27 protein-coding genes and 1 pseudogene are annotated in these 25,901 nt (G+C 59.0%); 17 read left to right on the top strand and 11 right to left on the bottom strand.

Annotated elements, in window-relative coordinates; translation table 11 throughout:
* The 12 genes from hpaD to yjiA all read left to right on the top strand — a co-directional run bounded on the left by hpaD (nucleotide 1) and on the right by yjiA (nucleotide 12,247).
* Nucleotides 1-852, top strand: coding sequence for a 3,4-dihydroxyphenylacetate 2,3-dioxygenase (gene hpaD / locus QMN93_RS10265; RefSeq protein WP_039262285.1), 852 nt, complete (start codon nucleotides 1-3; stop codon nucleotides 850-852).
* A gap of 9 nt (nucleotides 853-861) precedes the next feature.
* Entirely contained in the window at nucleotides 862-1,242 is a 381-nt protein-coding gene (locus QMN93_RS10260) for a 5-carboxymethyl-2-hydroxymuconate Delta-isomerase (RefSeq protein ID WP_064673191.1), read from the top strand.
* A 122-nt stretch (nucleotides 1,243-1,364) separates the two neighbouring features.
* On the top strand, nucleotides 1,365-2,168 hold the full coding sequence (hpaH, locus tag QMN93_RS10255; protein ID WP_045888119.1) for a 2-oxo-hept-4-ene-1,7-dioate hydratase: 804 nt from the start codon (nucleotides 1,365-1,367) through the stop codon (nucleotides 2,166-2,168).
* Between the two features lie 9 nt (nucleotides 2,169-2,177).
* Nucleotides 2,178-2,975 carry a 4-hydroxy-2-oxoheptanedioate aldolase gene (gene hpaI / locus QMN93_RS10250; protein ID WP_064673190.1) on the top strand — a complete coding sequence of 266 codons (798 nt, stop codon included), beginning with the start codon at nucleotides 2,178-2,180 and terminating at the stop codon, nucleotides 2,973-2,975.
* Between the two features lie 21 nt (nucleotides 2,976-2,996).
* Nucleotides 2,997-4,349 (top strand): 4-hydroxyphenylacetate permease, encoded by a 1,353-nt coding sequence (gene hpaX, locus QMN93_RS10245; RefSeq protein WP_048978976.1) that lies wholly within the window; start codon nucleotides 2,997-2,999, stop codon nucleotides 4,347-4,349.
* Nucleotides 4,321-5,211 carry a 4-hydroxyphenylacetate catabolism regulatory protein HpaA gene (gene hpaA, locus QMN93_RS10240; protein ID WP_182383014.1) on the top strand — a complete coding sequence of 297 codons (891 nt, stop codon included), beginning with the start codon at nucleotides 4,321-4,323 and terminating at the stop codon, nucleotides 5,209-5,211. The genes hpaX and hpaA overlap by 29 nt, the downstream gene beginning before the upstream one ends.
* Nucleotides 5,212-5,443: 232 nt before the next feature.
* Entirely contained in the window at nucleotides 5,444-7,006 is a 1,563-nt protein-coding gene (gene hpaB / locus QMN93_RS10235; RefSeq protein WP_063439872.1) for a 4-hydroxyphenylacetate 3-monooxygenase, oxygenase component, read from the top strand.
* Nucleotides 7,007-7,023: 17 nt separating this feature from the next.
* A complete protein-coding gene (locus QMN93_RS10230) occupies nucleotides 7,024-7,536 on the top strand; it encodes a 4-hydroxyphenylacetate 3-monooxygenase reductase subunit (protein ID WP_047173281.1) in 513 nt (170 codons plus the stop codon).
* A 180-nt stretch (nucleotides 7,537-7,716) separates the two neighbouring features.
* Nucleotides 7,717-8,634: a YafY family protein gene (locus tag QMN93_RS10225; RefSeq protein ID WP_033144554.1), complete on the top strand. Its 918-nt coding sequence runs from the start codon at nucleotides 7,717-7,719 to the stop codon at nucleotides 8,632-8,634.
* A 191-nt stretch (nucleotides 8,635-8,825) separates the two neighbouring features.
* Complete coding sequence (locus QMN93_RS10220; RefSeq protein ID WP_023334384.1) at nucleotides 8,826-10,979, top strand: carbon starvation CstA family protein; 2,154 nt, start codon at nucleotides 8,826-8,828, stop codon at nucleotides 10,977-10,979.
* Between the two features lie 100 nt (nucleotides 10,980-11,079).
* The gene (locus QMN93_RS10215) at nucleotides 11,080-11,283 is read left to right on the top strand and encodes a YbdD/YjiX family protein (RefSeq protein ID WP_003856610.1); all 204 of its coding nucleotides are present in this window, start codon (nucleotides 11,080-11,082) and stop codon (nucleotides 11,281-11,283) included.
* A gap of 10 nt (nucleotides 11,284-11,293) precedes the next feature.
* Nucleotides 11,294-12,247 (top strand): GTPase, encoded by a 954-nt coding sequence (gene yjiA, locus QMN93_RS10210; RefSeq protein WP_047059031.1) that lies wholly within the window; start codon nucleotides 11,294-11,296, stop codon nucleotides 12,245-12,247.
* Nucleotides 12,248-12,723: 476 nt separating this feature from the next.
* Here yjiA and QMN93_RS10205 read toward each other — a convergent pair whose 3' ends face one another.
* Nucleotides 12,724-14,082, bottom strand: a complete 1,359-nt coding sequence (locus tag QMN93_RS10205; RefSeq protein WP_193138833.1) for an esterase-like activity of phytase family protein — start codon at nucleotides 14,080-14,082, stop codon at nucleotides 12,724-12,726.
* 411 nt (nucleotides 14,083-14,493) lie between these two features.
* On the opposite strand from QMN93_RS10205, the gene QMN93_RS10200 reads away from it, so the two are divergent.
* Nucleotides 14,494-15,039, top strand: a complete 546-nt coding sequence (locus QMN93_RS10200) for a YfaZ family outer membrane protein (RefSeq protein ID WP_023310269.1) — start codon at nucleotides 14,494-14,496, stop codon at nucleotides 15,037-15,039.
* Nucleotides 15,039-15,359 carry a hypothetical protein gene (locus tag QMN93_RS10195; protein ID WP_182383010.1) on the top strand — a complete coding sequence of 107 codons (321 nt, stop codon included), beginning with the start codon at nucleotides 15,039-15,041 and terminating at the stop codon, nucleotides 15,357-15,359. The genes QMN93_RS10200 and QMN93_RS10195 overlap by 1 nt, the downstream gene beginning before the upstream one ends.
* A gap of 45 nt (nucleotides 15,360-15,404) precedes the next feature.
* On the opposite strand, the gene QMN93_RS10190 is transcribed toward QMN93_RS10195, so the two are convergent.
* Complete coding sequence (locus tag QMN93_RS10190) at nucleotides 15,405-16,775, bottom strand: NAD-dependent succinate-semialdehyde dehydrogenase (RefSeq protein ID WP_193138832.1); 1,371 nt, start codon at nucleotides 16,773-16,775, stop codon at nucleotides 15,405-15,407.
* A 205-nt stretch (nucleotides 16,776-16,980) separates the two neighbouring features.
* On the opposite strand from QMN93_RS10190, the gene QMN93_RS10185 reads away from it, so the two are divergent.
* Nucleotides 16,981-17,670 (top strand): AraC family transcriptional regulator, encoded by a 690-nt coding sequence (locus QMN93_RS10185; RefSeq protein ID WP_226852701.1) that lies wholly within the window; start codon nucleotides 16,981-16,983, stop codon nucleotides 17,668-17,670.
* 47 nt (nucleotides 17,671-17,717) lie between these two features.
* Nucleotides 17,718-18,356 (top strand): LysE family translocator, encoded by a 639-nt coding sequence (locus tag QMN93_RS10180; protein ID WP_193138831.1) that lies wholly within the window; start codon nucleotides 17,718-17,720, stop codon nucleotides 18,354-18,356.
* A 30-nt stretch (nucleotides 18,357-18,386) separates the two neighbouring features.
* On the opposite strand, the gene QMN93_RS10175 is transcribed toward QMN93_RS10180, so the two are convergent.
* Both QMN93_RS10175 and QMN93_RS10170 read right to left on the bottom strand, forming a co-directional pair.
* A complete protein-coding gene (locus tag QMN93_RS10175; RefSeq protein ID WP_033144548.1) occupies nucleotides 18,387-18,689 on the bottom strand; it encodes a BrnA antitoxin family protein in 303 nt (100 codons plus the stop codon).
* Nucleotides 18,676-18,963, bottom strand: coding sequence for a BrnT family toxin (locus QMN93_RS10170; RefSeq protein WP_193138830.1), 288 nt, complete (start codon nucleotides 18,961-18,963; stop codon nucleotides 18,676-18,678). Before QMN93_RS10170 ends, QMN93_RS10175 begins: the two co-directional genes overlap by 14 nt.
* 170 nt (nucleotides 18,964-19,133) lie before the next feature.
* On the opposite strand from QMN93_RS10170, the gene QMN93_RS10165 reads away from it, so the two are divergent.
* On the top strand, nucleotides 19,134-20,405 hold the full coding sequence (locus tag QMN93_RS10165; RefSeq protein ID WP_193138829.1) for a DUF445 domain-containing protein: 1,272 nt from the start codon (nucleotides 19,134-19,136) through the stop codon (nucleotides 20,403-20,405).
* Here QMN93_RS10165 and QMN93_RS10160 read toward each other — a convergent pair.
* The 7 genes and pseudogenes from QMN93_RS10160 to QMN93_RS10130 all read right to left on the bottom strand — a co-directional run bounded on the left by QMN93_RS10160 (nucleotide 20,402) and on the right by QMN93_RS10130 (nucleotide 25,806).
* On the bottom strand, nucleotides 20,402-21,478 hold the full coding sequence (locus QMN93_RS10160) for a DUF2955 domain-containing protein (RefSeq protein ID WP_182383002.1): 1,077 nt from the start codon (nucleotides 21,476-21,478) through the stop codon (nucleotides 20,402-20,404). The two genes, QMN93_RS10165 and QMN93_RS10160, sit on opposite strands and share 4 nt — an antisense overlap.
* Nucleotides 21,468-22,535 carry an HlyD family secretion protein gene (locus QMN93_RS10155; RefSeq protein ID WP_109846354.1) on the bottom strand — a complete coding sequence of 356 codons (1,068 nt, stop codon included), beginning with the start codon at nucleotides 22,533-22,535 and terminating at the stop codon, nucleotides 21,468-21,470. Before QMN93_RS10155 ends, QMN93_RS10160 begins: the two co-directional genes overlap by 11 nt.
* Complete coding sequence (locus tag QMN93_RS10150) at nucleotides 22,532-23,002, bottom strand: MarR family winged helix-turn-helix transcriptional regulator (RefSeq protein WP_064673177.1); 471 nt, start codon at nucleotides 23,000-23,002, stop codon at nucleotides 22,532-22,534. Before QMN93_RS10150 ends, QMN93_RS10155 begins: the two co-directional genes overlap by 4 nt.
* Nucleotides 23,003-23,150: 148 nt before the next feature.
* Nucleotides 23,151-23,846, bottom strand: a complete 696-nt coding sequence (locus QMN93_RS10145) for a helix-turn-helix transcriptional regulator (protein ID WP_193138828.1) — start codon at nucleotides 23,844-23,846, stop codon at nucleotides 23,151-23,153.
* A pseudogene (locus tag QMN93_RS10140) lies at nucleotides 23,821-23,910 on the bottom strand (amino acid-binding protein); the annotation flags it as partial. The pseudogene QMN93_RS10140 and the gene QMN93_RS10145, both read right to left, overlap by 26 nt.
* Nucleotides 23,911-23,914: 4 nt before the next feature.
* On the bottom strand, nucleotides 23,915-24,238 hold the full coding sequence (locus tag QMN93_RS10135) for an antibiotic biosynthesis monooxygenase (protein WP_033144543.1): 324 nt from the start codon (nucleotides 24,236-24,238) through the stop codon (nucleotides 23,915-23,917).
* 152 nt (nucleotides 24,239-24,390) lie between these two features.
* Nucleotides 24,391-25,806 (bottom strand): aldehyde dehydrogenase family protein, encoded by a 1,416-nt coding sequence (locus QMN93_RS10130; protein ID WP_193138827.1) that lies wholly within the window; start codon nucleotides 25,804-25,806, stop codon nucleotides 24,391-24,393.
* Between the last annotated feature and the right edge of the window lie 95 nt (nucleotides 25,807-25,901).

Genomic DNA, 25,901 nt, shown 5'->3' with positions numbered 1-25,901 from the left:
ATGGGTAAATTAGCGTTAGCGGCAAAAATCACCCACGTTCCGTCGATGTACCTCTCCGAGCTGCCGGGGAAAAACCACGGCTGCCGCCAGTCGGCCATCGACGGGCATAAAGAAATCAGCAAGCGCTGCCGGGAGCTGGGCGTGGACACCATCATCGTGTTCGATACCCACTGGCTGGTGAACAGCGCGTACCACATCAACTGTGCGGACCATTTTGCGGGCGTCTACACCAGCAACGAGCTGCCGCACTTTATCCGCGACATGACCTACGACTACGACGGCAACCCGGCGCTCGGCCAGCTGATTGCCGACGAGGCGGTGAAGCTCGGCGTGCGCGCCAAAGCGCACAACATCCCGAGCCTCAAGCTGGAGTACGGCACGCTGGTGCCGATGCGCTACATGAACGCGGATAAACACTTCAAAGTGGTCTCCATCTCGGCGTTCTGCACGGTCCACGACTTCGCCGACAGCCGCAGGCTGGGCGAGGCCATCGTCAGCGCCATCGAAAAATACGACGGCACCGTGGCGGTGCTCGCCAGCGGCTCGCTGTCGCACCGCTTTATCGACGACCAGCGCGCGGAGGAAGGGATGAACAGCTACACCCGCGAGTTCGACCGCCAGATGGACGAACGCGTGGTGAAGCTGTGGCGCGAGGGGCAGTTCAAAGAGTTTTGCAGCATGCTGCCGGAGTACGCCGACTACTGCTACGGCGAGGGCAACATGCACGACACGGTGATGCTGCTGGGGATGCTCGGCTGGGACAAATACGACGGCAAGGTGGAGTTCCTCACCGAGCTGTTCGCCAGCTCCGGCACCGGCCAGGTTAACGCCGTTTTCCCGCTGCCCGCGTAAGGAGCCACCATGCCGCACTTTATTGCTGAATGTACCGACAACATCCGCGAGCAGGCCGACCTGCCGGGGCTGTTTGCCAAAGTGAATGAGGCGCTGGCCGCCACGGGCATCTTCCCCATCGGCGGCATCCGCAGCCGCGCCCACTGGCTGGACACCTGGCAGATGGCCGACGGCAGGCACGATTACGCCTTTGTGCATATGACGCTGAAGATTGGCTCCGGGCGCAGCCTGGAGAGCCGGGAAGCCGTGGGGGAGATGCTGTTTGCGCTGATCAAAATGCACTTCTCGGCGCTAATGGCGAGCCGCTATCTGGCGCTGTCGTTCGAGCTCGAGGAGCTGCACCCGACGCTCAATTACAAACAAAACAACGTGCACGCGTTGTTTAAGTAATACCGTCCCCTCTCCCTTTGGGAGAGGGTTAGGGTGAGGGGAAATCTCTGCGGCCTGATGCCCTCACCCCGTCCCTCTCCCACGGGGAGAGGGAGAAAACAAACGTAAAACAGGATATCGCCATGCTCGACAAACATACCCATACCCTGATCGCCCATCGTCTGCATCAGGCGGAACAGTCCCGGGAGCAGATCCGCCAGATCTCTCTCGACTACCCGACGATCACCATCGACGACGCCTACGCCGTCCAGCGCGAATGGGTCAGCCTGAAGATTGCCGAAGGACGCGTGCTGAAGGGCCACAAGATCGGCCTCACCTCCAAAGCGATGCAGGCCAGCTCCCAGATAAGCGAGCCGGACTACGGCGCGCTGCTGGACGACATGTTCTTCCACGACGGCAGCGACATTCCCGTCGATCGCTTTATCGTTCCGCGTATCGAAGTGGAGCTGGCCTTTGTGCTGGCAAAACCGCTGCGCGGCCCGAACTGCACCATCTTCGACGTCTACAACGCTACGGACTACGTGATCCCCGCGCTGGAGCTGATCGACGCCCGCTGCCACAACGTTGACCCGGAAACCCAGCGCCCGCGCAAGGTGTTCGATACCATCTCCGATAACGCCGCCAACGCGGGGGTGATCCTCGGCGGTCGTCCGATTAAGCCCGACGAGCTGGATCTGCGCTGGATCTCCGCCCTGCTCTACCGCAACGGCGTGATCGAAGAGACCGGCGTCGCCGCAGGCGTGCTTAACCACCCGGCGAACGGCGTGGCGTGGCTGGCAAACAAGCTGGCACCGTACGACGTGCAGCTTGAGCCCGGCCAGATTATTCTCGGCGGCTCGTTTACCCGCCCGGTGCCCGCCAGCAGAGGCGACACCTTCCACGTCGACTACGGCAGCATGGGCTCCATCAGCTGCCGCTTTGTTTAGGAGAGGACAATGCAAAACGCATTCAAGGCGGCGCTGAAAGCGGGCCGTCCGCAAATCGGGTTATGGCTGGGGCTGACCAGCAGCTACAGCGCCGAGCTGCTGGCGGGGGCAGGCTTCGACTGGCTGCTGATCGACGGCGAGCACGCGCCGAACAGCGTGCAGACCGTGTTAACCCAGCTGCAGGCCATCGCGCCCTATCCCAGCCAGCCGGTGGTGCGCCCGTCGTGGAACGACCCGGTGCAGATCAAACAGCTGCTGGACGTGGGGGCACAAACCCTGCTGGTGCCGATGGTGCAAAACGCCGACGAAGCGCGGCTGGCGGTACGTGCCACCCGCTACCCGCCCGCGGGCATTCGCGGGGTCGGAAGCGCCCTGGCGCGCGCCTCGCGCTGGAACCGCATCCCGGATTACCTGCAGCAGGCCAACGACGCCATGTGCGTGCTGGTGCAGATTGAAACCCGCGAGGCGCTAAAAAATCTGCCGCAGATCCTGGACGTTGAAGGCGTCGACGGCGTGTTTATCGGCCCGGCGGATCTGAGCGCCGACATGGGCTTTGCCGGCAATCCGCAGCACCCGGAGGTGCAGGCCGCCATCGAGCAGGCTATCGCGCAGATCCTCAGCGCGGGCAAAGCGCCCGGCATCCTGATGGCGAACGAGCCGCTGGCGAAACGCTACCTCGAGCTTGGCGCGCTGTTTGTCGCCGTCGGCGTCGACACCACCCTGCTCGCCCGCGGCGCCGAAGCGCTGGCGGCACGCTTTATCGAACAACCGGTTACGTCAGTTAATAACAATAAATCCGTCTACTAAACGTAAGATCTGGAGCGCACCATGACGACCTCTACCCTGCAAACCCATGATAATAAAGCTGTTGAACATCGCGCCATTAACAAGCTGTTCCGACGCCTGATCGTCTTTCTCTTTATCCTGTTTGTCTTTTCGTTTCTCGATCGCATCAACATCGGCTTTGCCGGGCTGACGATGGGCAAAGATCTGGGCCTCACGTCCACGATGTTTGGCCTGGCCGCGACGCTGTTTTACGTCACCTACGTGCTGTGCGGGATCCCGAGCAACATCATGCTGGCGAAGATCGGCGCGCGGCGCTGGATCGCCGGGATCATGGTGGTGTGGGGCATCGCCTCCACCTGCACCATGTTTGCCACCAGCCCTGAAACGCTCTACGTCCTGCGCATGCTGGTAGGCATTGCCGAAGCGGGCTTCCTGCCGGGGATTTTGGTCTACCTCACATGGTGGTTCCCGGCCTATCACCGCGCCCGCGCCAACGCGCTGTTTATGATCGCCATGCCGGTGACCATGATGCTCGGCTCGATCCTCTCCGGCTACATTCTGGCGATGGATGGGCTGTGGAACCTGAAGGGCTGGCAGTGGCTGTTCCTGCTGGAGGGGCTGCCGTCGGTGGTGCTCGGCGTGGTGACCTGGTTTTATCTCAACGACACGCCGGATCAAGCTACCTGGCTCGACGACGACGAAAAGCAGGCGCTGAAAACGATGATCGCCCGCGAGCAGGAGGTCGCCATTGCCCAGTCCGTCACGCCGCGATCGACGCTGCGCGAAGTGCTGACCCCGGCGGTGCTGCTCTACACGCTGGCCTACTTCTGCCTGACCAACACGCTCAGCGCCATCAACATCTGGACGCCGCAGATCCTGCAAAGCTTCAACACGGGAAGCAGCAATATCGTCATCGGCCTGCTGGCGGCGATCCCGCAGTTTTGCACCATTCTCGGGATGATCTGGTGGAGCCGACGCTCCGACAGGCTGAAAGAGCGAAAAAAGCACACCATCCTGCCGTACCTGTTCGCCGCGGCGGGATGGATGCTGGCCTCGGCCACCGATCACAGCCTGATCCAGCTGCTTGGCATCATTATGGCCTCAACCGGATCCTTTACCGCCATGGCGATATTCTGGACCACGCCGGATCGGGTGATTAGCCTGCAGTCCCGCGCGGTGGCGCTGGCGGTGATCAACGCCATCGGCAACGTCGGATCCGCCGTCAGCCCGCTGCTGATCGGCATTCTGCGCGACGCGACCGGCAGCTTCAGCTCCGGACTGTGGTTTGTGGCCGGGCTGCTGGTGGTCGGCGCGCTTGTGCTGACGCGCATCCCGATGACGCAGCGGGATCAACAGAGGAACGAGCATGTGCCAGAGCCCTATCGCCAACATTGATATCAGCAAGGAGTACGACGAAAGTCTGGGCACCGACGATGTGCACTACCAGTCGTTCGCGCGCATGGCGGCCTTTTTTGGCCGCGACATGCAGGCGCACCGTCACGACCAGTATTTTCAGATGCACTTTCTCGATACCGGGCAGATTGAGCTCCAGCTCGACGATCACCGCTACTCGGTGCAGGCCCCGCTGTTCGTCCTCACGCCGCCGTCGGTGCCGCACGCGTTTATCACCGAATCCGACAGCGACGGACACGTGCTGACGGTGCGCGAGGATCTGATCTGGCCGCTGCTGGAGGTGCTCTACCCCGGCACGCGGGAAGCGTTTGGCCTGCCGGGGATCTGCCTCTCGCTGGCCGACAGGCCGGACGAGCTGGCGGCGCTGAAGCACTACTGGCAGCTTATCGCCCGGGAATCCACGGAACAGCTGCCGGGGCGCGAACATACTCTGGTCCTGCTGGCGCAGGCGGTGTTTACCCTGCTGCTGCGCAACGCGAAGCTCGACGACCACGCTTCGGGCGGCATGCGCGGCGAGCTGAAGCTGTTCCAGCGCTTTACCCAGCTGATAGATGCCCACTACCACCAGCACTGGACGGTGCCGGAATACGCCAGCGAGCTGCACCTGACCGAATCCCGCCTGACCGATATCTGCCGCCGCTTCGCCAACCGCCCGCCGAAGCGGCTGATCTTCGACCGCCAGCTGCGGGAAGCCAGGCGGCTGCTGCTCTTCTCCGACAGCGCGGTCAGCGACATTGCCTGGCAGCTGGGGTTTAAGGATCCGGCCTATTTTGCCCGGTTTTTTAACCGCTTAGTGGGGTGCTCGCCGAGCGCGTATCGGGCGCGGAAAGTACCAGTGTCGTAAAACCTTACCCCTCACCCTAACCCTCTCCCCATAGGGGAGAGGGGACGATTTCTCCCTCGCCCCTTTGGGGAGAGGGCCGGGGTGAGGGGACAACGATCACAAATCCCAATCCAGCCCGAAAAGTACCCGCCGTTGTCCCAATCGTCCCTTCACGTTCCGCCCCTCTCAGGCTTCAATTAAACAACAAAAACAAAACATAAATTTAACAACTCTATTCCGATACGAGGTCCCTATGAAGCCTGAAGATTTCCGCGCTGATGCCAAACGTCCGTTAACCGGCGAAGAGTATTTAAAAAGCCTGCAGGACGGCCGTGAGATTTATATCTACGGCGAGCGCGTCAAAGACGTCACCACCCATCCGGCGTTTCGCAACGCGGCGGCCTCCATCGCACAGATGTACGACGCGCTGCACAAGCCGGAGATGCAGGACACGCTCTGCTGGGGCACCGACACCGGCAGCGGCGGCTATACCCACAAGTTCTTCCGCGTGGCGAAAAGCGCCGACGACCTGCGCCAGCAGCGCGACGCCATCGCCGAGTGGTCGCGCCTGAGCTACGGCTGGATGGGCCGCACGCCGGACTACAAAGCCGCGTTCGGCTGCGCGCTCGGCGCCAACCCGGCCTTCTACGGCCAGTTCGAACAGAACGCCCGCAGCTGGTACACCCGCATTCAGGAAACCGGCCTGTACTTCAACCACGCCATCGTTAACCCGCCGATCGACCGCCACAAGCCGGCGGACGAGGTGAAAGACGTCTACATCAAGCTGGAGAAAGAGACCGACGCCGGGATTATCGTCAGCGGCGCGAAAGTGGTAGCAACCAACTCGGCGCTGACCCACTACAACATGATCGGCTTCGGCTCCGCGCAGGTGATGGGCGAAAACCCGGACTTCGCGCTGATGTTCGTCGCGCCGATGGATGCCGAAGGCGTGAAGCTGATCTCCCGCGCCTCTTACGAGATGGTGGCAGGCGCAACCGGATCCCCGTACGACTACCCGCTCTCCAGCCGCTTCGACGAGAACGACGCGATCCTGGTGATGGATCACGTGCTGATCCCGTGGGAAAACGTGCTGATCTACCGCGATTTCGACCGCTGCCGTCGCTGGACGATGGAGGGCGGTTTCGCCCGCATGTACCCGCTGCAGGCCTGCGTGCGTCTGGCGGTGAAGCTCGACTTCATCACCGCCCTGCTGAAAAAATCCCTGGAGTGCACCGGCACCCTGGAGTTCCGCGGCGTGCAGGCGGATCTGGGCGAAGTGGTGGCCTGGCGCAACATGTTCTGGGCGCTGAGCGACTCCATGTGCTCCGAAGCCACCCCGTGGGTCAACGGCGCGTATCTGCCGGATCACGCCGCGCTGCAAACCTACCGCGTGATGGCGCCGATGGCCTACGCGAAGATCAAGAACATCATCGAGCGTAACGTGACGTCCGGGCTGATCTACCTGCCGTCCAGCGCCCGGGATCTGAACAACCCGCAGATCGACCAGTATCTGGCGAAATACGTGCGCGGCTCCAACGGCATGGATCACGTCGAACGCATCAAGATTTTGAAGCTGATGTGGGACGCCATCGGCAGCGAGTTCGGCGGCCGTCACGAGCTGTACGAAATCAACTACTCCGGCAGCCAGGATGAGATCCGCCTGCAGTGTCTGCGCCAGGCGCAGAGCTCCGGCAACATGGACAAAATGATGGCGATGGTCGACCGCTGCATGTCCGAATACGACCAGCACGGCTGGACGGTGCCGCACCTGCACAACAACAGCGATATCAACATGCTCGACAAGCTGCTGAAATAGCGCAGCGGGAGGTTGCAATGCATTCAGATGAACAACGCCTGCGTTTTCGCGACGCGATGAGTAGCCTGTCGGCGGCGGTTAATGTGATCACCACCGAGGGCGAGGCGGGCCGCTGCGGCATTACCGCCACCGCCGTCTGTTCGGTCACGGACACCCCGCCGTCGGTTATGGTGTGCATCAACGCCAACAGCGCCATGAACCCGGTATTTCAGGGCAACGGCAGGCTGTGCGTTAACGTGCTGAACCACGAACAGGAGATCATGGCTCGCCATTTTGCGGGGATGACCGGTATGACGATGGAGGAGCGCTTTGCCCTCTCCTGCTGGCAGAAAGGGCCGCTGGCGCAGCCGGTGCTCAAGGGCGCGCTCGCCAGCCTTGAGGGCGAGATTAGCCAGGTGCAAACCATCGGCACGCATCTTGTCTACCTTGTTGAAGTTAAGAACATCATTCTGAGTGACGCGGGACACGGTCTGATCTACTTCAAGCGCCGTTTCCACCCGGTCATGCTGGAGGCGGAAGCCGCCGTGTGATCCCCCCTTCGCGCTGGCCTTTTTTTCCGGCCAGCGCCGCTTTCTACAAAAACTCCTAAGGTTTCCGCTAAATCACGCCGTTATATACCCATAAGAGAAATTTTCTGTGACTGAATACTGACACCTTTTGTCAGTGCATCCGCATCATTCAGCGCATACCTAAATATACAGGATGACCTTATGGCTAAAACGACGCGGAGCCGCTCGGCTGAACGTCTGGTCGATATTCTGGTTGAGCTACATTTAAACGGTGTGGTAAACCGCAGTGCGCTAATGGAAAAATTTAAAATTACCGAGCGTACCGTCTACCGGGATTTAAATGCCCTCTCTCCCATTGTTGAGCATACCGGTAACGGGCTATATCGGCTGATCCATTCTGCACAATCGCCCGGCGGACAAGGCTTACATCACACCCTTGCTAACTTCCTGAATGCTGACAGCTTTTTCCCTGAAAGAAATATGGAATTCTGGCAAAAGCTTGAAACGCGCGTTGACGAAAACCATATTCTCATTCTTGGAAATGAGGCAGAACACACGGTAGAACGTGATATTCGCCGTCATTTAACGAAAATCGAGAGATCGATTAAAAACCATAATGTTTGTCAGATCGTTTATAAGGGAAAAACCCGTCTGATTAATCCCTATAAACTCATTAACAAAAAAAACATATGGTATTTACAAGCCACCGAAAATAGCCGCCTGAAATCCTTCTCATTGAGCCAGATTAGCTGGTTTGATATTCAGAAAACGACCTTCACGCCCGAAGAAAATGTCCTTGAGCTGCTGGAGAAAAGCCTCGATCCCTGGGTGTCTGAAAATACTTTCGCGGTGAAAATATTTATCAAAGATAATATTTCACATTACTTCCTGCGCCGCGATCTTCTGCCGGAACAGGAGCTGCTGGAGGAGCAGCAGGGCGGCGTCACGCTGCGCTGCCAGGCGGCGCACGAGAACCAGATCCTACCGCTGCTGTTCTACTGGCTGCCCCACATTCAGATTCTGGAACCGAACTGGCTGAAGGAAAAACTGATTAGAACGCTGGAGAACTATCTGGCGGTGGAGCGTAACCCGAATAATCAAGTGATCTCAATCACATAATTTCGCCCCCTGGCGGCGAGCCGGAACCGCTCGTCGCCCCCTTTGACCGCTCACCCGGCACTTTCAACCACTCATTCATTTACCGTCCTTTACACGCGCGAGGATCTGGCACGATCGCTCCAGCATTAATCAATACCTCCTCACAACGAACCCTGACCCTTTTTTCTTTACATAAAAAACCAGGTCTTACTATGGATACTAAAAAACTACTGAAGCACGTGCCCTGGGCCTTACTCGGGATCCTCGGCGCTTTTTGTCTGGCGGTTGTCGCATTACGCCGGGGCGAACACGTAAGCGCCCTGTGGATCGTGGTTGCGTCCGTTTCCGTCTATCTTGTTGCTTATCGCTACTACAGCTTGTACATCGCGCAGAAGGTCATGAAGCTCGACCCGACGCGCGCCACTCCGGCGGTCATTAACAATGACGGCCTGAATTACGTGCCAACCAACCGCTACGTGCTGTTTGGTCACCACTTTGCCGCTATCGCGGGCGCAGGCCCGCTGGTCGGCCCGGTGCTGGCTGCGCAGATGGGCTACCTGCCGGGTACCCTGTGGCTGCTCGCAGGCGTGGTGCTGGCGGGTGCGGTGCAGGACTTTATGGTGCTGTTTATCTCTTCTCGCCGTAACGGCGCCTCTCTGGGTGAGATGGTCAAAGAAGAGATGGGCCGCGTGCCGGGGACGATCGCTCTGTTCGGCTGCTTCCTGATTATGATCATCATCCTCGCGGTGCTGGCCCTGATCGTGGTGAAAGCGCTGGCCGAAAGCCCGTGGGGCGTCTTCACCGTCTGCTCAACCGTGCCAATTGCGCTGTTCATGGGGATCTACATGCGATTCCTGCGTCCGGGACGCGTGGGTGAAGTGTCGGTGATTGGTATCGTACTGCTGGTGGCCTCCATCTACTTCGGCGGCGTGATTGCGCACGACCCGTACTGGGGCCCGGCGCTGACCTTCAAAGACACCACCATTACCTTCGCGCTGATTGGCTATGCGTTTATCTCTGCGCTGCTGCCGGTCTGGCTGATTCTGGCCCCGCGTGACTACCTGGCGACCTTCCTGAAAATCGGCGTTATCGTCGGTCTGGCTATCGGTATCCTGGTGATTAACCCGGATCTGAAAATGCCTGCGGTAACGCAGTACATCGACGGCACCGGCCCGCTGTGGAAAGGCGCCCTGTTCCCGTTCCTGTTCATCACCATCGCCTGCGGTGCGGTCTCCGGCTTCCACGCCCTGATTGCGTCCGGTACCACGCCTAAGCTGCTGGCGAACGAGAAAGACGCGCGTCTGATCGGCTACGGCGCAATGCTGATGGAGTCCTTCGTGGCGATCATGGCGCTGGTTGCAGCGTCCATCATCGAACCGGGTCTCTACTTCGCGATGAACACCCCGCCTGCGGGCCTCGGCATCACCATGCCAAACCTGCACGAGATGGGCGGCGATAACGCGGCGCTGATTATGGCGCAGCTGAAGGACGCGAGCGCACACGCGGCGGCGACCGTCAGCTCCTGGGGCTTCGTGATTTCGCCTGAGCAGATCATGCAGACGGCGAAGGACATCGGCGAACCGTCCGTGCTGAACCGCGCAGGTGGTGCACCTACGCTTGCCGTCGGTATCGCACACGTGTTCCACAAAGTACTGCCGTGGGCGGACATGGGCTTCTGGTACCACTTCGGTATTCTGTTCGAAGCGCTGTTCATCCTGACCGCGCTGGACGCCGGTACCCGTGCGGGCCGCTTCATGCTGCAGGACCTGCTCGGTAACTTCGTGCCGTTCCTGAAGAAAACCGATTCTCTGGTGGCGGGCATTCTGGGTACTGCCGGCTGCGTCGGCCTGTGGGGCTACCTCCTGTATCAGGGCGTTGTCGACCCGCTCGGCGGCGTGAAGAGCCTGTGGCCGCTGTTCGGTATCTCTAACCAGATGCTCGCAGCCGTTGCTCTGGTGCTCGGTACCGTGGTCCTCGTGAAGATGAAACGCACCAAATACATCTGGGTAACGGTTGTTCCTGCGCTGTGGCTGCTGCTCTGCACCACCTGGGCGCTTGGCCTGAAGCTGTTCAGCGCCAACCCGCAGCTGGAAGGCTTCTTCTTCATGGCTAACCAGTACAAGGAGAAGATTGCCGCAGGCGGCGCGGATCTGACCGCGCAGCAGATTGCCAACATGAACCATATCGTGGTGAACAACTACACCAACGCGGGTCTGAGCATTCTGTTCCTGGTGGTGGTGTACAGCATCATCTTCTACGGCATCAAAACCTGGCTTAACGTGCGCAACGCCGACGGTCGTACGGATAAAGAAACCCCGTACGTGCCGGTGCCGGAAGGCGGCGTGAAGACCTCTTCACACCATTAATCCGCAATCCTCCCCCTCTCCCTTTGGGAGAGGGCTGGGGTGAGGAAAACATAAGCCCAGCGGACTCACATCGCCGGGCTTTTTCTGTCTGGAACCCACAATGTTTGGTAACTTAGGCGAAGCAAAAAAATACCTCGGTCAGGCGGCGAAAATGCTGATTGGCATTCCGGACTATGACAACTACGTTGAGCACATGAAGACCAACCATCCGGATAAGCCGTACATGACCTACACCGAATTCTTCCGCGAGCGTCAGGAAGCGCGCTACGGCGGAAGTGGAGAAGGCGGCGTCCGCTGCTGCTAAAGGAGAGACCATGACCCCGATTGCCGTTACCCTGCTGACCGGTTTTCTCGGCGCCGGTAAAACCACCCTGCTGCGCCACATCCTGAACGAACAGCACGGCTTCAAAATCGCCGTCATCGAAAACGAATTCGGTGAGGTCTCCGTTGACGATCAATTGATCGGCGATCGCGCCACCCAGATCAAAACCCTGACCAACGGCTGCATCTGCTGCACCCGCTCTAACGAATTAGAAGACGCCCTGCTGGACCTGCTCGACAGCCGCGACCGCGGCGAGATCGACTTTGACCGCCTGGTGATCGAGTGCACCGGCATGGCCGACCCCGGTCCGATTATTCAGACCTTTTTCTCTCACGAAATCCTCTGCCAGCGCTACCTGCTGGACGGCGTGATTGCCCTGGTCGACGCGGTTCACGCCGACGAGCAGATGAACCAGTTCACCATCGCCCAGTCTCAGGTGGGCTACGCCGACCGCATCCTGCTGACCAAAACCGACGTGGCGGGCGAAAGCGAAAAACTGCGCGAGCGCCTGACGCGTATTAACTCCCGCGCGCCGGTTTACACGGTGACGCACGGCGACATCGATCTGTCTCAGCTGTTCAACACCAACGGCTTTATGCTGGAAGAGAACGTCACCGCAAAGCCGCGCTTCCACTTTTTGGGAGACAGGCAAAACGACGTGGCATCGATTGTGGTGGAGCTGGACTACCCGGTGGACATCGGCGAGGTTTCGCGGGTGATGGAAAACCTGCTGCTGTCGTTTGCCGACAAGCTGCTGCGCTACAAAGGGATGCTGTGGATTGACGGCGAGCCGAACCGCCTGCTGTTCCAGGGCGTGCAGCGCCTGTACAGCGCCGACTGGGATCGCCCCTGGGGCGAGGAAGCGCCGCACAGCGTGATGGTGTTTATCGGTATCCAACTCCCGGAAGAAGAAATTCGGGCGGCGTTTGCGGGTCTGAAAAAATAACCGCTATGCATCTCCTCTCCCCTGTGGGGCTGAGGGATCCCCGGTAATTTTTTAACCTGAAGCGATGAATGTTGCTTCAGAAAAATTAGTGGCTCACAGCGATGCCCTGGTCCGGCTGTAAATCGCCGAGGCGTTTCCGTAAGGCCGGGGCGAGGCGCAGGGATGCGCCGAGAGGGCGTGGCCTGCAGGGATGCAGGCTCATGCCCGACCCGATAGCCTGAAGGAATAAGCTGAGGGCACCGCGAAGCGGCGATTTACCGCCGGGAGCCCGGGTCGCCAGGGTGGTGGCGATTGAGCCACCCTGGCACGTTCACAGGTCATGCCGTTACAGAGTAGCAAGGAACATAGAGTGAACGGAATAACCTCCACAGCCGTATGTTCCCCCTCACCCCAGCCCTCTCCCTCAAGGGAGAGGGAGCCGTCTGTGCAGGCATTATCTTGTGGGGATACCCCAGCCTTTAGCAAGAAGGGTAAACTTATTTTACCGCCTCCGGCAGCGTCACAATCCACAGCTCGCTGTCCGACTCCGGCTTCTTCAGCGGCTTCACGCTGAGCGTGGTTTCCACCGGCTTATCATCCAGCGTCAGCTTGCCTTCCGCGTTCACCCGATAATCCTTGAGCTTCTTGCCCTCGACCGGGTTTTGCATCGCCACCTTCACGCCAAAGTCGTTATCGTTCGCTACCGCAAGCGTTTTGCTGTCGATCAGCGCCAGCCCTTCGGCCTTCTCCTGCTGCCAACCCAGTGCGCGGAGATCGACGACCTGCGTTTTAGCCGCAAGGGTAATGCCGCGCTGCGCCAGGGTTTTCTCATCATCAAACTCCGGGTACTCGCCCGGCTTGTCGAAGGCGGAAAGGTCGCTCGCCTTGCTGAGATCCACCTTATAAATCAGGTTATGCATCCCGTCGTTTTTATCGCTTCCCTGCTCAATCAGCAGGATGTGCTGGTCATCGAGCGCCACGATGTCGCCGATTTTGGCGTCGCTGTTTTTGCTGTAGGCCGCGCTGTCGATAGGGTAACCGTACATCGCCGTTTTCCCGGTCGCCGGGTCGAAGCTCACCAGACGCGTAAACAGCGCCTGCTTTTTGCTCTTGCCGTCAATATCCAGCGTGCTTTGCACGGCGGCGATAATCCGCCCGTCCGGCATCCGGGTCAGGCCTTCAAAGCCCCGGTTCGCCTGGCGCCATTTGATGATGTTTGGCAGGCCGCCCGCGATGGATTTCTCCCCTTCCGCGGCCTGCGGCCCGTGGATCGCCAGGATCTTCCCTTTGCTGTCGACGTTAATCAGGAACGGGCCATATTCGTCGCACAGCCAGTAGCCGCCTTTGCCGTCCGGGGTGATGCCTTCCGTGTCCAGCCCACGGTTGTCACCCTTCAGGATCTTGAGGGTGTCGCTGAACGCCACTTCATTGGTGGAGCCAATCACGCCGCTTTGCAGCGGCAGACCGTTGATCTCGCCTTTATCATCATGCAGCGGGCGGGCGTCGACAGCCTCCGCTTTGCCGTTCTGAACGCGGATGGTCATCAGCAGCGGCGCGAAATCAGGCGTGACAAATATTTTGGCTTCGTTTTTACCCATTTTTGGCGCATCGGCGTTTGGACCGCGATCGGTCACGGTCGCAAAGGTCAGGGCGTCGCCCTGCTTGCCCGTAAACAGCAGGCCGGAGCCAATGCCCACGGGCAGTCCGTTCGGAAACGCGCTGGCAAACGCGCCGCTGTAGCTCACCTGGGAGCCTTCAGGGAAGCTGACGACATAGCGCTCAGCAGTGGGCTGCGCCGCCAGGCCAGAGAAAGAGAGCGCACAGCCGATTAGCACAGGAATAATTTTTCTTTTCATATTGTTAGCATCCAGTTAGTGAAGCCAACAACGTAAAGAATAAACGTGTCAGAAAAATGACATGGAAGGGAAAACGGCCTGCGCGATTGAACGTATATTCATCGCTCGAAATGTAAGGCTTTGTTGTTTTGTGTGACAGGCGAAACATTTTTGGAAATTATTAGAAACCCAATTAATTCATCTCAAATCACTATCCCCGCCTCGTTCAGTTTATGTTTAGTCAAAAAACTAAACGGTTCCTAAACGCTAAAAACATCCCCTGTTGACACCCCGACAATCAAACATCATTGCAACAACTTCAATAAAAAAGTTAACAATATCAGTATAAAACCGCGATTTATATCACATTTGCAGTCATTAACATCGCTTGTTAAGGTGCGCCCAGATGAATTTAATGACGAGGCAAAAAACATGAAAAAACTGAATATCCTTCTTCTTTCTGCTCTGGCTGCCGTATCGGGTTCCGCACTGGCGATGGGCGGCACCGTTGAGCAGGGTAAAAACTTTACCAACCTCAACCTGGAAATGGGGAAATCCTCATCCGGTGTTTATCTGGAAAGTAACTGGCTGAAAAACACCGACGACGGTACCCAGACCGGCGGCGTGGGCGCAGGCTACAACCTGGGTCTTGGCCCGGTGATGCTGAACGCGGGCGCAAAAGCCATCTACCTCGGCCCGAAAAAAGGCGATAACGGCGTGGCGTTCCCGATTGGCGGCGGCGTAAACGTTGCCCTGACCGACAGCATCCACGTCTACGGTGAAGGCTATGTCGCACCAGAAGGCCTGAACAACAGCGTGAAAAACTACGTCGAAGCCAACGGCGGCGTAAGCTGGACGCCAATTACGCCAGTGACCCTGAAAGTGGGCTACCGCCACGTGAGCGTGGACGGCAAAGACGGTCGTCCTGGCCACACGCTGATTGACGGCGCATATGTAGGCGGTGGAGTCACCTTCTGATGAAACACCGCATGACCGCGCTTTGCGTTCTGAGCCTCACGCTGATGCTCGCCGGCTGCGTCCAGTACAAATGGGTGAAACCGGGCGTCAGCGATGCGGAAATGAATAAAAAGCTCACGGAATGCGAAGCGCAGGCGCTGATCGATCTGCCCCCGGATAACGTCGTAACCGGATCCAGCTCGGAAAAAACGGACAAAAAGAACAAGAAAAAGGATATTTCCACGAGCTACACGGTTGAAGACGCGAATGAATATCGCCGGGATACGTTAGTTGACAGCTGCATGTTTAAAAACGGCTGGGACAAGATCGAAGTGCAATAATCTCTTTAAAAAAACCTGCCGGCTGGCAGGTTTTTTTATGACCTCTTACTTATGCACCACCACCAGCTTCTGGTTCACAAACTCTTTGATCCCCAGATCCGACAGCTCGCGCCCGTAGCCGGAGCGCTTCACGCCACCGAACGGCAGCTCTGGCGCGGTATCGGTGAGCCAGTTGATGTACACCATCCCGGTTTCAATCCGCGACGCCATTTTCTTCGCGCGCTCGATATTCTGGCTGAATACCGCCCCGCCCAGGCCGTAGTGGGAGTCGTTCGCCAGCGCGACCGCCTCGTCGTCGTTTTTCACCACGTACATCTGCGCCACCGGGCCGAAAAACTCTCCGAAATACGCCGGGTTATCGCGGGAGATATTCGTCAGGATCGTCGGTTCGAAGAAACTCCCGTCGCGCTGCGCCGGTTTGCCGCCATAGTGCAGCGTCGCACCGTTTTTCACCGCCTCGTTAACCTGTCTGGTCAGCGTTTCGAGCGCATCTTTAGACGACAGCGGCCCCAGCGTGGTGCTTTCGTCCAGCGGATCGCCAATCTTCACCTGCTTAAACGCCTCGGTGAATTTGCTCAGGAAGGCCTCTGCAATCTTTTCATGCAGGATAAAGCGCTTCGCCGCGGTACAGACCTGCCCGGCGTTGTTGAGCCGCGCGTTAACGCCAATTTTCACGGCCTTCTCAAGGTCTGCGTCATCCAGGACCACGAACACGTCATTACCGCCCAGCTCCAGCGTAGATTTCTTGATGTGCTTCGCCGCCTGCGCCGCCACAACGCTGCCCGCCTTTTCGGAGCCGGTTAATGCGGCGCCCTGCACGCGATCGTCGGCAATGATGTTCGCCACCTGCTCGGACGAAATAAACAGGTTGGTCCATGCCCCTTCCGGCGCCCCCGCCTCGCGCACCAGATGGGCAAAGGTCTCGGCGCAGTGCGGCACGATGCTGGCATGTTTGGCGATGACGGGGTTACCTGCCGCCAGGTTCGGCGCCAGGACGCGCATCAGCTGGTAATACGGGAAGTTCCACGGCTCAACGGCCATCAGCACGCCGATGGGGTGATGCTCCACCCAGGCTTCACCGAGCTCAGAGTCGTACTTCTCCGGGGCCAGGAACCGCTGCGCGTTGTCGGCGTAGTAGCGGGCGATCTGCGCGCACAGCTTCACCTCGCCGCGGCTCTGTTCGATGAGCTTACCCATCTCCTGGCTGGCGATTTTAGCCAGATCCTCCACGCGCTCGTCGATCAGATCGGCAAGCTTATGCAGCACCGGCAGGCGCTGGCTGATGTCGCCTTTCGCCCAGTCTGAATGATAAAGCGCATCGGCCGCCTTCAGCGCCGCTTCGATATCCGCGTCGGTATGTGAGGGGTATTCTTTGATGAGCTGGTTAGTGGCAGGATTTACTGTCTGATAAGCCATGTCGAATCTCCTTGTTTTACCGCTTAGGGTATTAAGGGTAGTCAACATGACTGGCTGTGGGCGTAAAGTTGGGTATATCCGGAAGGTTCTTAATGAAGCACTGCCGGACGGTTCGCTGACGTGGTATAAAAAATCTTCAGAAGGAGCGCCCATGACCGATACCCGACATATCCGCTAGACTTTTCACCGCGCCTCAGGCCTTGAGCTGCGCAGCACCTGGCAGAGTACGCAGGCGTACAAACGCCACAGTCACCCTCAGCTCTCCATCGGCGCGATTGTGGAGGGCCAGACCCGCTGCGTGTGTCATGACAGAGAGTACATCCTTAACCCCGGGGACCTCATCGCGATCCCGGCCGGTGTGCCACACAGCTGTAACCCCGTCGCCGGGCAACCGCGCAGCTACCATATGCTCTATATCGACACCGGGTTTCCGCTGGCGCTACAGGTGATTCGTAGCCCAACCCTGTTTGCCCATTACCAGGACGTTGTCGAGACCCTGTCTCCGGCATCACTGGAAACGCTGCTTTCTGCCCTTCCCCGCGCCGCGGATAACGCTGACGCGCTTCGCGCAACCAGCCAGCAGGTTCAGCAGGCATTTCTTTCCGATCTCGCCTGCCCGCCTTCCCTCGACGAGCTTGCCCAACGCTTCTCGCTGCGCAAGGAGACGCTGATCCGCACCTTCAGGCAGGACACCGGCCTGACGCCGGGCAGCTTTCTCAACATCTCCCGCGTGGAGTACGCCAAGGTGCGGCTGCGTGCCGGGGACGATATTGCCGACGTCGGCTACCAGAGCGGCTTTGCCGACCAGAGCCATTTTCATAAGACCTTCGTCAGCTATACCGCTGCCACGCCGCGCCAGTACGCCACCGGCCGATCAATATCAGACAATAAATAGGTTCTGCAGCGCCGTACTCTGACCTCGGATTGTTAACCGAGGTCGCTATGGAACTGTTCTTCCCTTCCGCTTTTCTCGCCCTGGCGCTGGCGCACTTTGTTGCCCTGTTAAGCCCGGGCCCGGATTTCTTCCTGCTGGTGGGCTACGCCGCGCGCTATCGGCTGCGCGGCAGCGCCGGACTGTGCCTCGGCATTGCCGCGGGTAACGCGCTCTATATTCTTCTGGTGATTATCGGCTGGAGCGCGCTGCGCCAGTTTACGTGGCTGTTTACGCTTATCGAGCTTTGCGGGGCGCTGTACCTGCTGTGGATCGGATTGCATCTGATTAGCAGCCGCCAACAGGTGCTGGCGCTGAATGAAACCCACCAGCGCTTTCCCTCGCTGCAAAAGCAGATCCTGCTGGGGCTCGGTTCGGCGCTGTTAAACCCGAAGAACGCGCTGTTCTATCTGGCGCTGATGACGGCGTTACTGGGGTCGGACGTCACGCTGCTTCAGCAATCGATCTGCGGCGTCTGGATGGTGGTGGTGGTGCTGGTGTGGGATCTGGCGCTGGTATCGCTGATGGGGCTATCGTCGGTGCAAAAGAAGCTCAGCCGTTCGCTGTGGTGGATTGAGCGCACGGCGGGGGTGGTGCTGATGGGATTTGGCGGGTGGGTGCTGTGGCGGCTACTGGAAAATATACGCTGAGATAGCGGGCAGCCTGACGCCGCCCGTTGCTTATTTTTTGTTTTGATCGCGCAGCATAGCTTCACGCAAAATGGCATTGAGCCTCGTCTGGTAACCTTTTCCAGGCCGTTTAAGCCACTCCATCACGTCAGCGTCGATACGTACAGACGCCTGAGTTTTGAGTGGCCGATAGAACTTCCCTCGCACCGCCCCTGACCACTGTTCATCTCCCGTGGCAGGGATATCGCTGTAATCAATCTCTGCTTCCGATTTTTCGGCTAGTGCTTTGAGCTCAGCCTCACGGCGAGCACTCATCTCAGGCGCACTACCGCGTTTATGTTTAACCATGCTCATAACGGCTCCTCTCTTTACGGTCCGCCTTTCGTGCGCTAATGATTCGAATGACTTCGTCACCACTTTCAAAACGTATCGTGTGTGCGACCATAATGACAATTAGACCATGTACAAGGCCAATGGTCTGCCAACGGAACTCTCCATTTTCATGACGATCCTGCAAAGATAAATGGTAAGGATCGTCAAACACCAGAACAGCTTCTTCAAAGCGGATCCCATGCTTAATGAGATTGCTTTTCGCTTTGTTGGTATCCCATTCAAACTCCGTTGGCATAGTGTACCCTTCCCTTATTGTATATACAAAAAAGCATATACAAAACGTTCGTAAATTGAACCGGTCGACATCGTTCAATTTCAATATCTGAAGGCGCATTCCAGAAGCTGAAACGCGGAGGTCCTTCTCCTTCTTTGCACTTTCCCCCCGCTTCCCTCTATCCTTAACCCATGGAAAAAATAGCTGAACTCAAACGCGCCAAGCTGCTGGCGCTGTCGCTGCTGCTGGTTGCCGCCGCGGCGTTTATCACCACCCTGTTCCTGCCGCAGACCTTCTGGGTGCGCGGCGTGAAGGCCATTGCCGAGGCGGCGATGGTCGGCGCGCTGGCAGACTGGTTTGCCGTAGTTGCGCTGTTCCGCCGGGTGCCCATTCCGTTTATCTCGCGCCATACGGCGATTATCCCGCGCAATAAAGACCGGATCGGCGACAATCTCGGCCAGTTTGTGCAGGAGAAGTTTCTCGACACGCAATCGCTGGTCGCGTTGATTCGCCGCTATGAACCTGCCCAGATGATCGGCGCCTGGTTCAGCAAGCCCGACAACGCCCAGCGCGTCGGGCTGCATTTGATGCAGGTGATGAGCGGTTTTCTCGAACTCACCGACGATGGACGCATTCAGCGCCTGCTCAAACGGGCGGTGCACAAGGCGATTGATAAGGTCGATTTCACCGAAACCAGCGCCGTGATGCTGGAGAGCATGACCAAAAACAACCGCCACCAGGTGCTGCTGGATGCGATAATCAATCGTCTGATTACCCTGATTCAGCGGGAGAGCACGCGGGACTTTATTGCCGATCAGATTGTCCACTGGCTGAAGACCGAACATCCGCGCAAGGCGATGGTGCTGCCCACCGAGTGGCTGGGCGATCAAAGCGCGGAGATGGTGTCGAACGCGGTGAACGCGCTGCTGGACGATATCAGCCACGACCGCACGCACCAGATCCGCCAGGCGTTCGACCGCGCCACGCTGAAGCTTATCGACAACCTGAAAAACGATCCGGAAATGGCGGCGAAAGCCGACAACATCAAGCACTACCTGAAAAACGATGAGGCGTTTAACCGCTATCTGGGAGAGATGTGGGCCGACCTGCGCCAGTGGCTGAAAGCGGATATGCAAAGCGAGGATTCGCGCGTGAAGCAACGCATCGCCAACGCCGGGCTGTGGTTTGGCGAAACGCTTTGTAATGACGCCAGCCTGCGTGCGTCGCTGAACGAGCATCTGGAGCAGGCCGCGCACCGCCTCGCGCCGGATTTCGCCGCGTTCCTGACGCGCCACATCAGCGACACGGTCAAAAGCTGGGACGCCAAAGACATGTCCCGACAGATTGAGCTGAATATCGGTAAAGATCTGCAGTTCATCCGCGTCAACGGTACGCTGGTGGGCGGGACGATTGGCCTGATCCTGTTTTTACTCTCGCAGCTGCCTTCCGTGCTGGGGCATTAATCTACTTTGGGCGGCGCGATGACGTAGCGCGTCGCCTCGAAGCGGTTGAGGATCAGGTGCACCAGAAAGACCATCGTCAGCGTTGCGACCAGCGAAAAGGTGACGGAAGTGATGCGGTAGAGATCGCTGAACACCAGGTCAGTGTCCGGGTGCATGTTCTGCCCGAACATAATGCCGATGGTCGTAATGCTGGAAAACCCCACGCCCGCCCCCACCTTTTCCATCACGTGCAGACGCGCGCCAAACGCCAGCCCGAGGCCGATCAGCGGCATCATCAACAGCATATGGCTGCTGTGATCGTAGAGAATCAGCTGCACCACCAGAATGTAGAGACAGCCCAGCACCACGCCGACCACGCGCCAGATCGAGCTCATCACCGAACCGCGGTAGTGCATCGGGAACAGGATCAAAATCCCCGCCATCAGCGCCGAAAGCGAATCGCTTAAGTCGCTAATCTGAAACACCACGAATATCAGCGTCGCGACGGTGCCGGAGAGCAGCGACTCGTGGCGCACGCGGGCGTCGTCTTTCTCAATCAGCGGCGGCGGTCTGCGGGGCTCCACGTCCGGCAGGAGATAGTTCATCAGCGCGCTCAGGCACACCGCCATGATGCTCGCTTCGATGTTGGAAAACAGCAGCGTGTGCCAGCTGGTGGTGGGGTAGCTCATAAAGTTGAGCATCACGCTCTGGCACACCACGCCCATTGAGCCAAACAGGAACAGCGGCCCCTTGCTCATAAAGCGAAAACGCATCACGTACAGGGCGAACACCACCAGCGTCATGATGACCGGCCACTGCGACAGATAGCCGATAATGATGATCATTTCGACGCAGTTTAGCGCGGCGCTGAAGATAAACTGCTTCGCCACGTGGCGGTTAAACACCGGCACCAGCGACAGGAGCATGATCGGGTAGACCACGAAAAATACGCCGTAGCTGGTGTTGTAGAAGCTGGAGATGCTGAGCGCAATCATCCCGGCGAAGACGATGCGCAGGGTCTGGCGAAAGTCGTTTGCCGTATAGACGATGTTGCCGTGCGGGGTAAATACCCGCGCCAGGGTGCTAATAGACATAGTGAAGCAGGCTCACCAGGTGGATCTGCATCCCGGAGAAAAAGCGCGCAAACGGCCCTTCGCTGTTGTAGAGCTGCACGGTCGCGCGGGCGCCGGTCGGCAGATGCTTCGGCAGCGCTTCATCCAGCGTCACGTGAATGCGCATGCGTTGGGCATCGCGCACCCAGCGGTTGGAGGTTTCCGGCTCGGACAGCTGGCCGTTCACGGCCTCCTGACCCGCCAGTATCCCCGCGTCGCTGCTGGTCACGTGGGCGCGGAAAACGTGCCCCGGAAAGGCGTCAAACACCACGGCGGCATCGGTGCCCTGATGGGTATGGCGCAGGCTCTTCTCGCGAAAATCGGCCACGATATCGGTCTGGTTGTTCACCAGCGCCAGCGCAGCGGAGCCGGATGAGGCATAGAAACCGGGACTTAACTGCAGATTACTGACCGTGCCGTCCGCCTGGGCGTAGACCTTCGTCCAGCCGAGGTTAAGCTCTGCCTCATCCAGCGCGTTACGGTATTTTTGCAGCGTAACGTTGCGGTGCTCGTCCCGCTCGCCGCGCTGAATGCGCAGGTTATGGATATTGGCCTGGATAGAGCTGACGGACTGCTCGCTGCTCTGCCAGGTGGTGCGGACTTTGTCCAGATCCGCCTGCGAGACGTTCTGCAGGGTGCTCAGCTTCTGGTAGCGATCGAAGGTCACTTTGTCGTTACGCGCGGTCAGCACGGCGGTTTTCAGGCTGGCCTGCGCGGCAGCGATCTGCGCATCCAGCTGGTCGTTGGAAAGGCGTGCCTGCTCAAGCGCGATTTGCGCCGCTTCCACTTTATTGCGAAACGGCGTGTCGTCGAGCTCAAACAGCAGATCGCCTTTCTTCACCTGGCTGTTGTTGTGGACATGTACCGCCGCCACGTAGCCGGAGACGCGCGGAGAAACCGGCGTCACCACGCGCATCACGGTGGAGTCCGGCGTCAGCGGGATCCAGATATCCGCGACGATAAAGTAGACAAACATCAGCAGGAAAGAGGCAATACTCACCCTTACCCAGCGGGCAAACTTTTGTTCAGGGGTCATTATTTTTCGGTCTTGTTATCTTCTTCGCGGATTGTCCGCAAATTGCAGGCGAATTGATTCAGGGTGGCGCTGAAAATGTCGATATGTTCCGGCGCGATGTTTTGCGATACGCGCGCCTGATAGGTCTCAATCACCCGAGTGAGCCTTTGTAATAGGGCTTTTCCCTCAGGCGTCAGCGTCAGAAGCCGGATGCGCTTGTCATAAGGCGATACGGAGCGCAGCAGGTAACCCTGCTTTTCCAGCTGTGTCAGGGTGCGCATCAGCGGCGGCAGTTCAATGCCCTGCACCTCCGCCAGCTCACTCACGGAGACGTTATCCCCGAGCTGATGAAGCTGCATCATCACCGTCCAGCTCGACTGGGTTAACCCGGTATCGAGAATGGCGTCGTCGATTACCGCACGCCACTGGCGCACGATCATCGCCATCCGCATGCCCATCGGCCTGCGGCTAAACAGTTCTTCTTCGCTCATGGGGAAACCTCTCGTCACACGCGGTAACGATGATAGTTATCAGGGTAAGTATCAAGAAACGAGAGGCGAAAGAGCAGGAATTGCGAAACGACGTCTCCCTCTCCCCGTGGGAGAGGGTCGGAGTGAGGGCACCAGCCCGCATCAGAGTTTAGCGGCTAAAAAGTCTCTTAACAGCAGCCCTACCTGAAGCCGTCACCACCACCTCCCTGTACCCCGCCACCCGCTGGATCCACCCTTTGCTTTCCAGATGAATGAGCAGCGCCGCGCCCGCCTCACCGCCCAGATGAAACCGCCGCTCGCTCCAGTCCAGGCAGGCGCAGCAGGCTTTGCGGCGCGGGTGAGCGCTTAACGAAACGCCGAGCTTCAGGAACTGCTCGCGGCCATACGGCGTGAGCGCTGAACCGTCTGCCTCCAGCCAGCCTTCCGCCTGCATAAAATCGTAGATTTGCACCGCAACCCTTCCGGCAAGATGGTCGTAGCAGGTTCGGGCCTCGCGCATGGCTTTCGGCGCGGTTGTTTCCGGCGGGGTGATGCGGCTCCAGGAGAGCCCCATCATATGCTCGACCAGCGCCGCCACGTCGTGCCCCGCCAGACGATAATAGCGGTGCCGCCCCTGCGACAGGCAGGTAACCAATTGCCCTTCCACCAGCCGGGCGAGATGGCCGCTGGCGGTCGACGGCGCAACGTCTGCCGCCGCGCTCAGCTCGGTGGCGGTCCACGCCCGCCCGTCCATCAGCGCGCACAGCATCTTTACGCGCGACAGATCGGCCATTGCGGCAGCCACCGCAGCAATGGCCTGTTCCAGCGCCGCGCTGTTATCAGGAGGTAGGCTCGTTTTTAACATGTGTCGCCCAGGGTTCGGTGATCTCTGCGGCCAGCTTATCATCATCCGTCAGCAGAATAAGGTGAACGTCATACATCCGCGTGCCCTCCGGTTTCGGAACTGTACTCCCGCACCAGCTGCGCCACCCGGATACGGTAGTACGCGAAAATCGACTCCCGCCCTTCGGCCTGCGCCGCCTGATGGAAGACGTTCTGCTTCCAGCGGCGGACGGCCTCTTCGTCGCGCCACCAGGAAAGGGACAGGATTTTGCCGTCGGTCGTCAGGCTCTGAAAACGTTCGATATCAATGAAGCCGTCGATGTCCGCCAGCAGAGGTTTGAGTTCGGCAGCGAGCTGTAGGTAGCGCGCCTGATGGGCGGGCGCGGCTTTGGCTTCGAAAATGACTGCAATCATGATGGTCTCTCCGTTGTGATGTCGGGGAGAGGATGCAGGGTAGAGAGGAATGATGCTTCGGCAAAGAGCGAAATGTTGTGCCGGATGGCGCTGCTCTTATCCGGCCTGTGGGCTCCTGTAGGCCCGGTAAGCGCAGCGCCACCGGGCAGGTTTTAGCTCAGAATCGACTTCGGCTCCATAAACGCCCGAATTTCCCACTCGCCCATCTCGCGCCCCACGCCGGAGTGCTTAAACCCGCCGAACGGCGCCTTCGGCTCATGGGCAAGGGTATTCACCAGCACGCGACCGGAAACAATCTGCTGCGCCACGCGTCGCGCGCGGTTCGCATCGCCGCCCAGCACCATCGCGCTCAGTCCGTAGTCGGTATCATTGGCAATGGCGATCGCCTCCGCCTCGTCACGATAAGGGATCGCGCACAGCACCGGGCCGAAAATCTCATCACGGGCGACCGTCATCTGGTTGTTCACGTCGGCAAACAGCGTCGGGCGCACAAACCAGCCGTCCCGGGTGTCCTCTGGCCGCCCTTCACCACCCGCCAGCAGACGTGCCCCCTCTTCGATGCCTTTACGGATATAGCCCTGTACCCGCTGCCACTGCTTTTCGCTGACCATCGGGCCGACGTCCGTCGCGCTATCGCGCGGGTCGCCGGATTTCACCGCCGCCACGGCCTGCGCCAGCGCGGTTTCGATTTCCGCCTTGCGCGCCTGCGGCACCAGAATGCGCGTCCCGGCCACGCACGCCTGCCCGCTGTTCATAAACCCGGCCTGAATCACCAGCGGGATCGCCTGCGCCAGATCCACATCATCCAGCAGGATCGTCGGCGATTTGCCGCCTAACTCCAGGGTCACGCGCTTAAAGCTCTCCGCCGCGTTGCGCAGGATCGCCTTGCCGGTATTCGTGGAGCCGGTAAACGAGATTTTTGCCACGTCCGGATGGTGGCTGATGGTCTCACCTACCGTCTCGCCGCGCCCGGTGACGATGTTAAACACGCCGGGCGGCAGCGCGGCATCGCGCAGCGCTTCGGTGACAATCCGGGTTTGCAGGGCGCTCATTTCGCTCGGCTTGATGACTGCCGTACAGCCCGCCGCCAGCGCGGCAGCAAGCTTGCCGCAGATAAACCCCGCGTCGCTGTTCCACGGCGTGATAAGCCCGGCCACCCCAAGCGGCGTCATCTGCACCGTGGCCGCGCCTGCGGGAGTGACGAACTCAAACGCCTCCAGCGCCTCAATGGCCTGAGCAATCACCTCCGCCGGATAGCTGGCCATCCACGCCGATCGTGAAGCGGGCGCGCCGTACTCTTCAACGATCGCGTCGAGCAGATCGTCGTGGCGAGCGGCCACGGCGGCGTGCATACGTTTTAGCGCCGCGAGGCGTTCCGGCTTTGTGGTCTGCGACCACGCCGGAAAAGCCGCTTTTGCCGCCGCAATGGCGCGCTCCGCGTCAACCTCATCCGCCAGACGAACCTGGCCGATAACCCGCGCCGTCGCCGGGTTGTACAAATCAAACCACTCTGTGCCGTGCGGGGTAACAAATTCGCCGTTAATAAAGATCTGTTCGATGGTGTGCATATAAACCTCCTCAGGCTGTGTGAGCACAGTCTGTCACGGCTTCTCCGTTGCGATAATCCACGCTATGCTGCAAGGGTTGTTTCGATTTTCAGGAT

Source organism: Enterobacter sp. R-1.6.2, from assembly GCF_035064085.1.
GTDB classification, from domain to species: domain Bacteria; phylum Pseudomonadota; class Gammaproteobacteria; order Enterobacterales; family Enterobacteriaceae; genus Enterobacter; species Enterobacter asburiae_B.
The sequence above is the reverse complement of the archived record's forward strand: the minus strand, read 5'-3'. Positions and strand labels throughout refer to the sequence as shown.

Excerpts from the sequence above, each read along its gene's own strand:
- hpaD (WP_039262285.1), top strand. The coding sequence starts at position 1 with ATGGGTAAATTAGCGTTAGCGGCAAAAATCACCCACGTTCCGTCGATG.
- QMN93_RS10260 (WP_064673191.1), top strand. The coding sequence starts at position 862 with ATGCCGCACTTTATTGCTGAATGTACCGACAACATCCGCGAGCAGGCC.
- hpaH (WP_045888119.1), top strand. The coding sequence starts at position 1,365 with ATGCTCGACAAACATACCCATACCCTGATCGCCCATCGTCTGCATCAG.
- hpaI (WP_064673190.1), top strand. The coding sequence starts at position 2,178 with ATGCAAAACGCATTCAAGGCGGCGCTGAAAGCGGGCCGTCCGCAAATC.
- hpaX (WP_048978976.1), top strand. The coding sequence starts at position 2,997 with ATGACGACCTCTACCCTGCAAACCCATGATAATAAAGCTGTTGAACAT.
- hpaA (WP_182383014.1), top strand. The coding sequence starts at position 4,321 with ATGTGCCAGAGCCCTATCGCCAACATTGATATCAGCAAGGAGTACGAC.
- hpaB (WP_063439872.1), top strand. The coding sequence starts at position 5,444 with ATGAAGCCTGAAGATTTCCGCGCTGATGCCAAACGTCCGTTAACCGGC.
- QMN93_RS10230 (WP_047173281.1), top strand. The coding sequence starts at position 7,024 with ATGCATTCAGATGAACAACGCCTGCGTTTTCGCGACGCGATGAGTAGC.
- QMN93_RS10225 (WP_033144554.1), top strand. The coding sequence starts at position 7,717 with ATGGCTAAAACGACGCGGAGCCGCTCGGCTGAACGTCTGGTCGATATT.
- QMN93_RS10220 (WP_023334384.1), top strand. The coding sequence starts at position 8,826 with ATGGATACTAAAAAACTACTGAAGCACGTGCCCTGGGCCTTACTCGGG.
- QMN93_RS10215 (WP_003856610.1), top strand. The coding sequence starts at position 11,080 with ATGTTTGGTAACTTAGGCGAAGCAAAAAAATACCTCGGTCAGGCGGCG.
- yjiA (WP_047059031.1), top strand. The coding sequence starts at position 11,294 with ATGACCCCGATTGCCGTTACCCTGCTGACCGGTTTTCTCGGCGCCGGT.
- QMN93_RS10205 (WP_193138833.1), bottom strand. The coding sequence starts at position 14,082 with ATGAAAAGAAAAATTATTCCTGTGCTAATCGGCTGTGCGCTCTCTTTC.
- QMN93_RS10200 (WP_023310269.1), top strand. The coding sequence starts at position 14,494 with ATGAAAAAACTGAATATCCTTCTTCTTTCTGCTCTGGCTGCCGTATCG.
- QMN93_RS10195 (WP_182383010.1), top strand. The coding sequence starts at position 15,039 with ATGAAACACCGCATGACCGCGCTTTGCGTTCTGAGCCTCACGCTGATG.
- QMN93_RS10190 (WP_193138832.1), bottom strand. The coding sequence starts at position 16,775 with ATGGCTTATCAGACAGTAAATCCTGCCACTAACCAGCTCATCAAAGAA.
- QMN93_RS10180 (WP_193138831.1), top strand. The coding sequence starts at position 17,718 with ATGGAACTGTTCTTCCCTTCCGCTTTTCTCGCCCTGGCGCTGGCGCAC.
- QMN93_RS10175 (WP_033144548.1), bottom strand. The coding sequence starts at position 18,689 with ATGAGCATGGTTAAACATAAACGCGGTAGTGCGCCTGAGATGAGTGCT.
- QMN93_RS10170 (WP_193138830.1), bottom strand. The coding sequence starts at position 18,963 with ATGCCAACGGAGTTTGAATGGGATACCAACAAAGCGAAAAGCAATCTC.
- QMN93_RS10165 (WP_193138829.1), top strand. The coding sequence starts at position 19,134 with ATGGAAAAAATAGCTGAACTCAAACGCGCCAAGCTGCTGGCGCTGTCG.
- QMN93_RS10160 (WP_182383002.1), bottom strand. The coding sequence starts at position 21,478 with ATGTCTATTAGCACCCTGGCGCGGGTATTTACCCCGCACGGCAACATC.
- QMN93_RS10150 (WP_064673177.1), bottom strand. The coding sequence starts at position 23,002 with ATGAGCGAAGAAGAACTGTTTAGCCGCAGGCCGATGGGCATGCGGATG.
- QMN93_RS10145 (WP_193138828.1), bottom strand. The coding sequence starts at position 23,846 with ATGTTAAAAACGAGCCTACCTCCTGATAACAGCGCGGCGCTGGAACAG.
- QMN93_RS10135 (WP_033144543.1), bottom strand. The coding sequence starts at position 24,238 with ATGATTGCAGTCATTTTCGAAGCCAAAGCCGCGCCCGCCCATCAGGCG.
- QMN93_RS10130 (WP_193138827.1), bottom strand. The coding sequence starts at position 25,806 with ATGCACACCATCGAACAGATCTTTATTAACGGCGAATTTGTTACCCCG.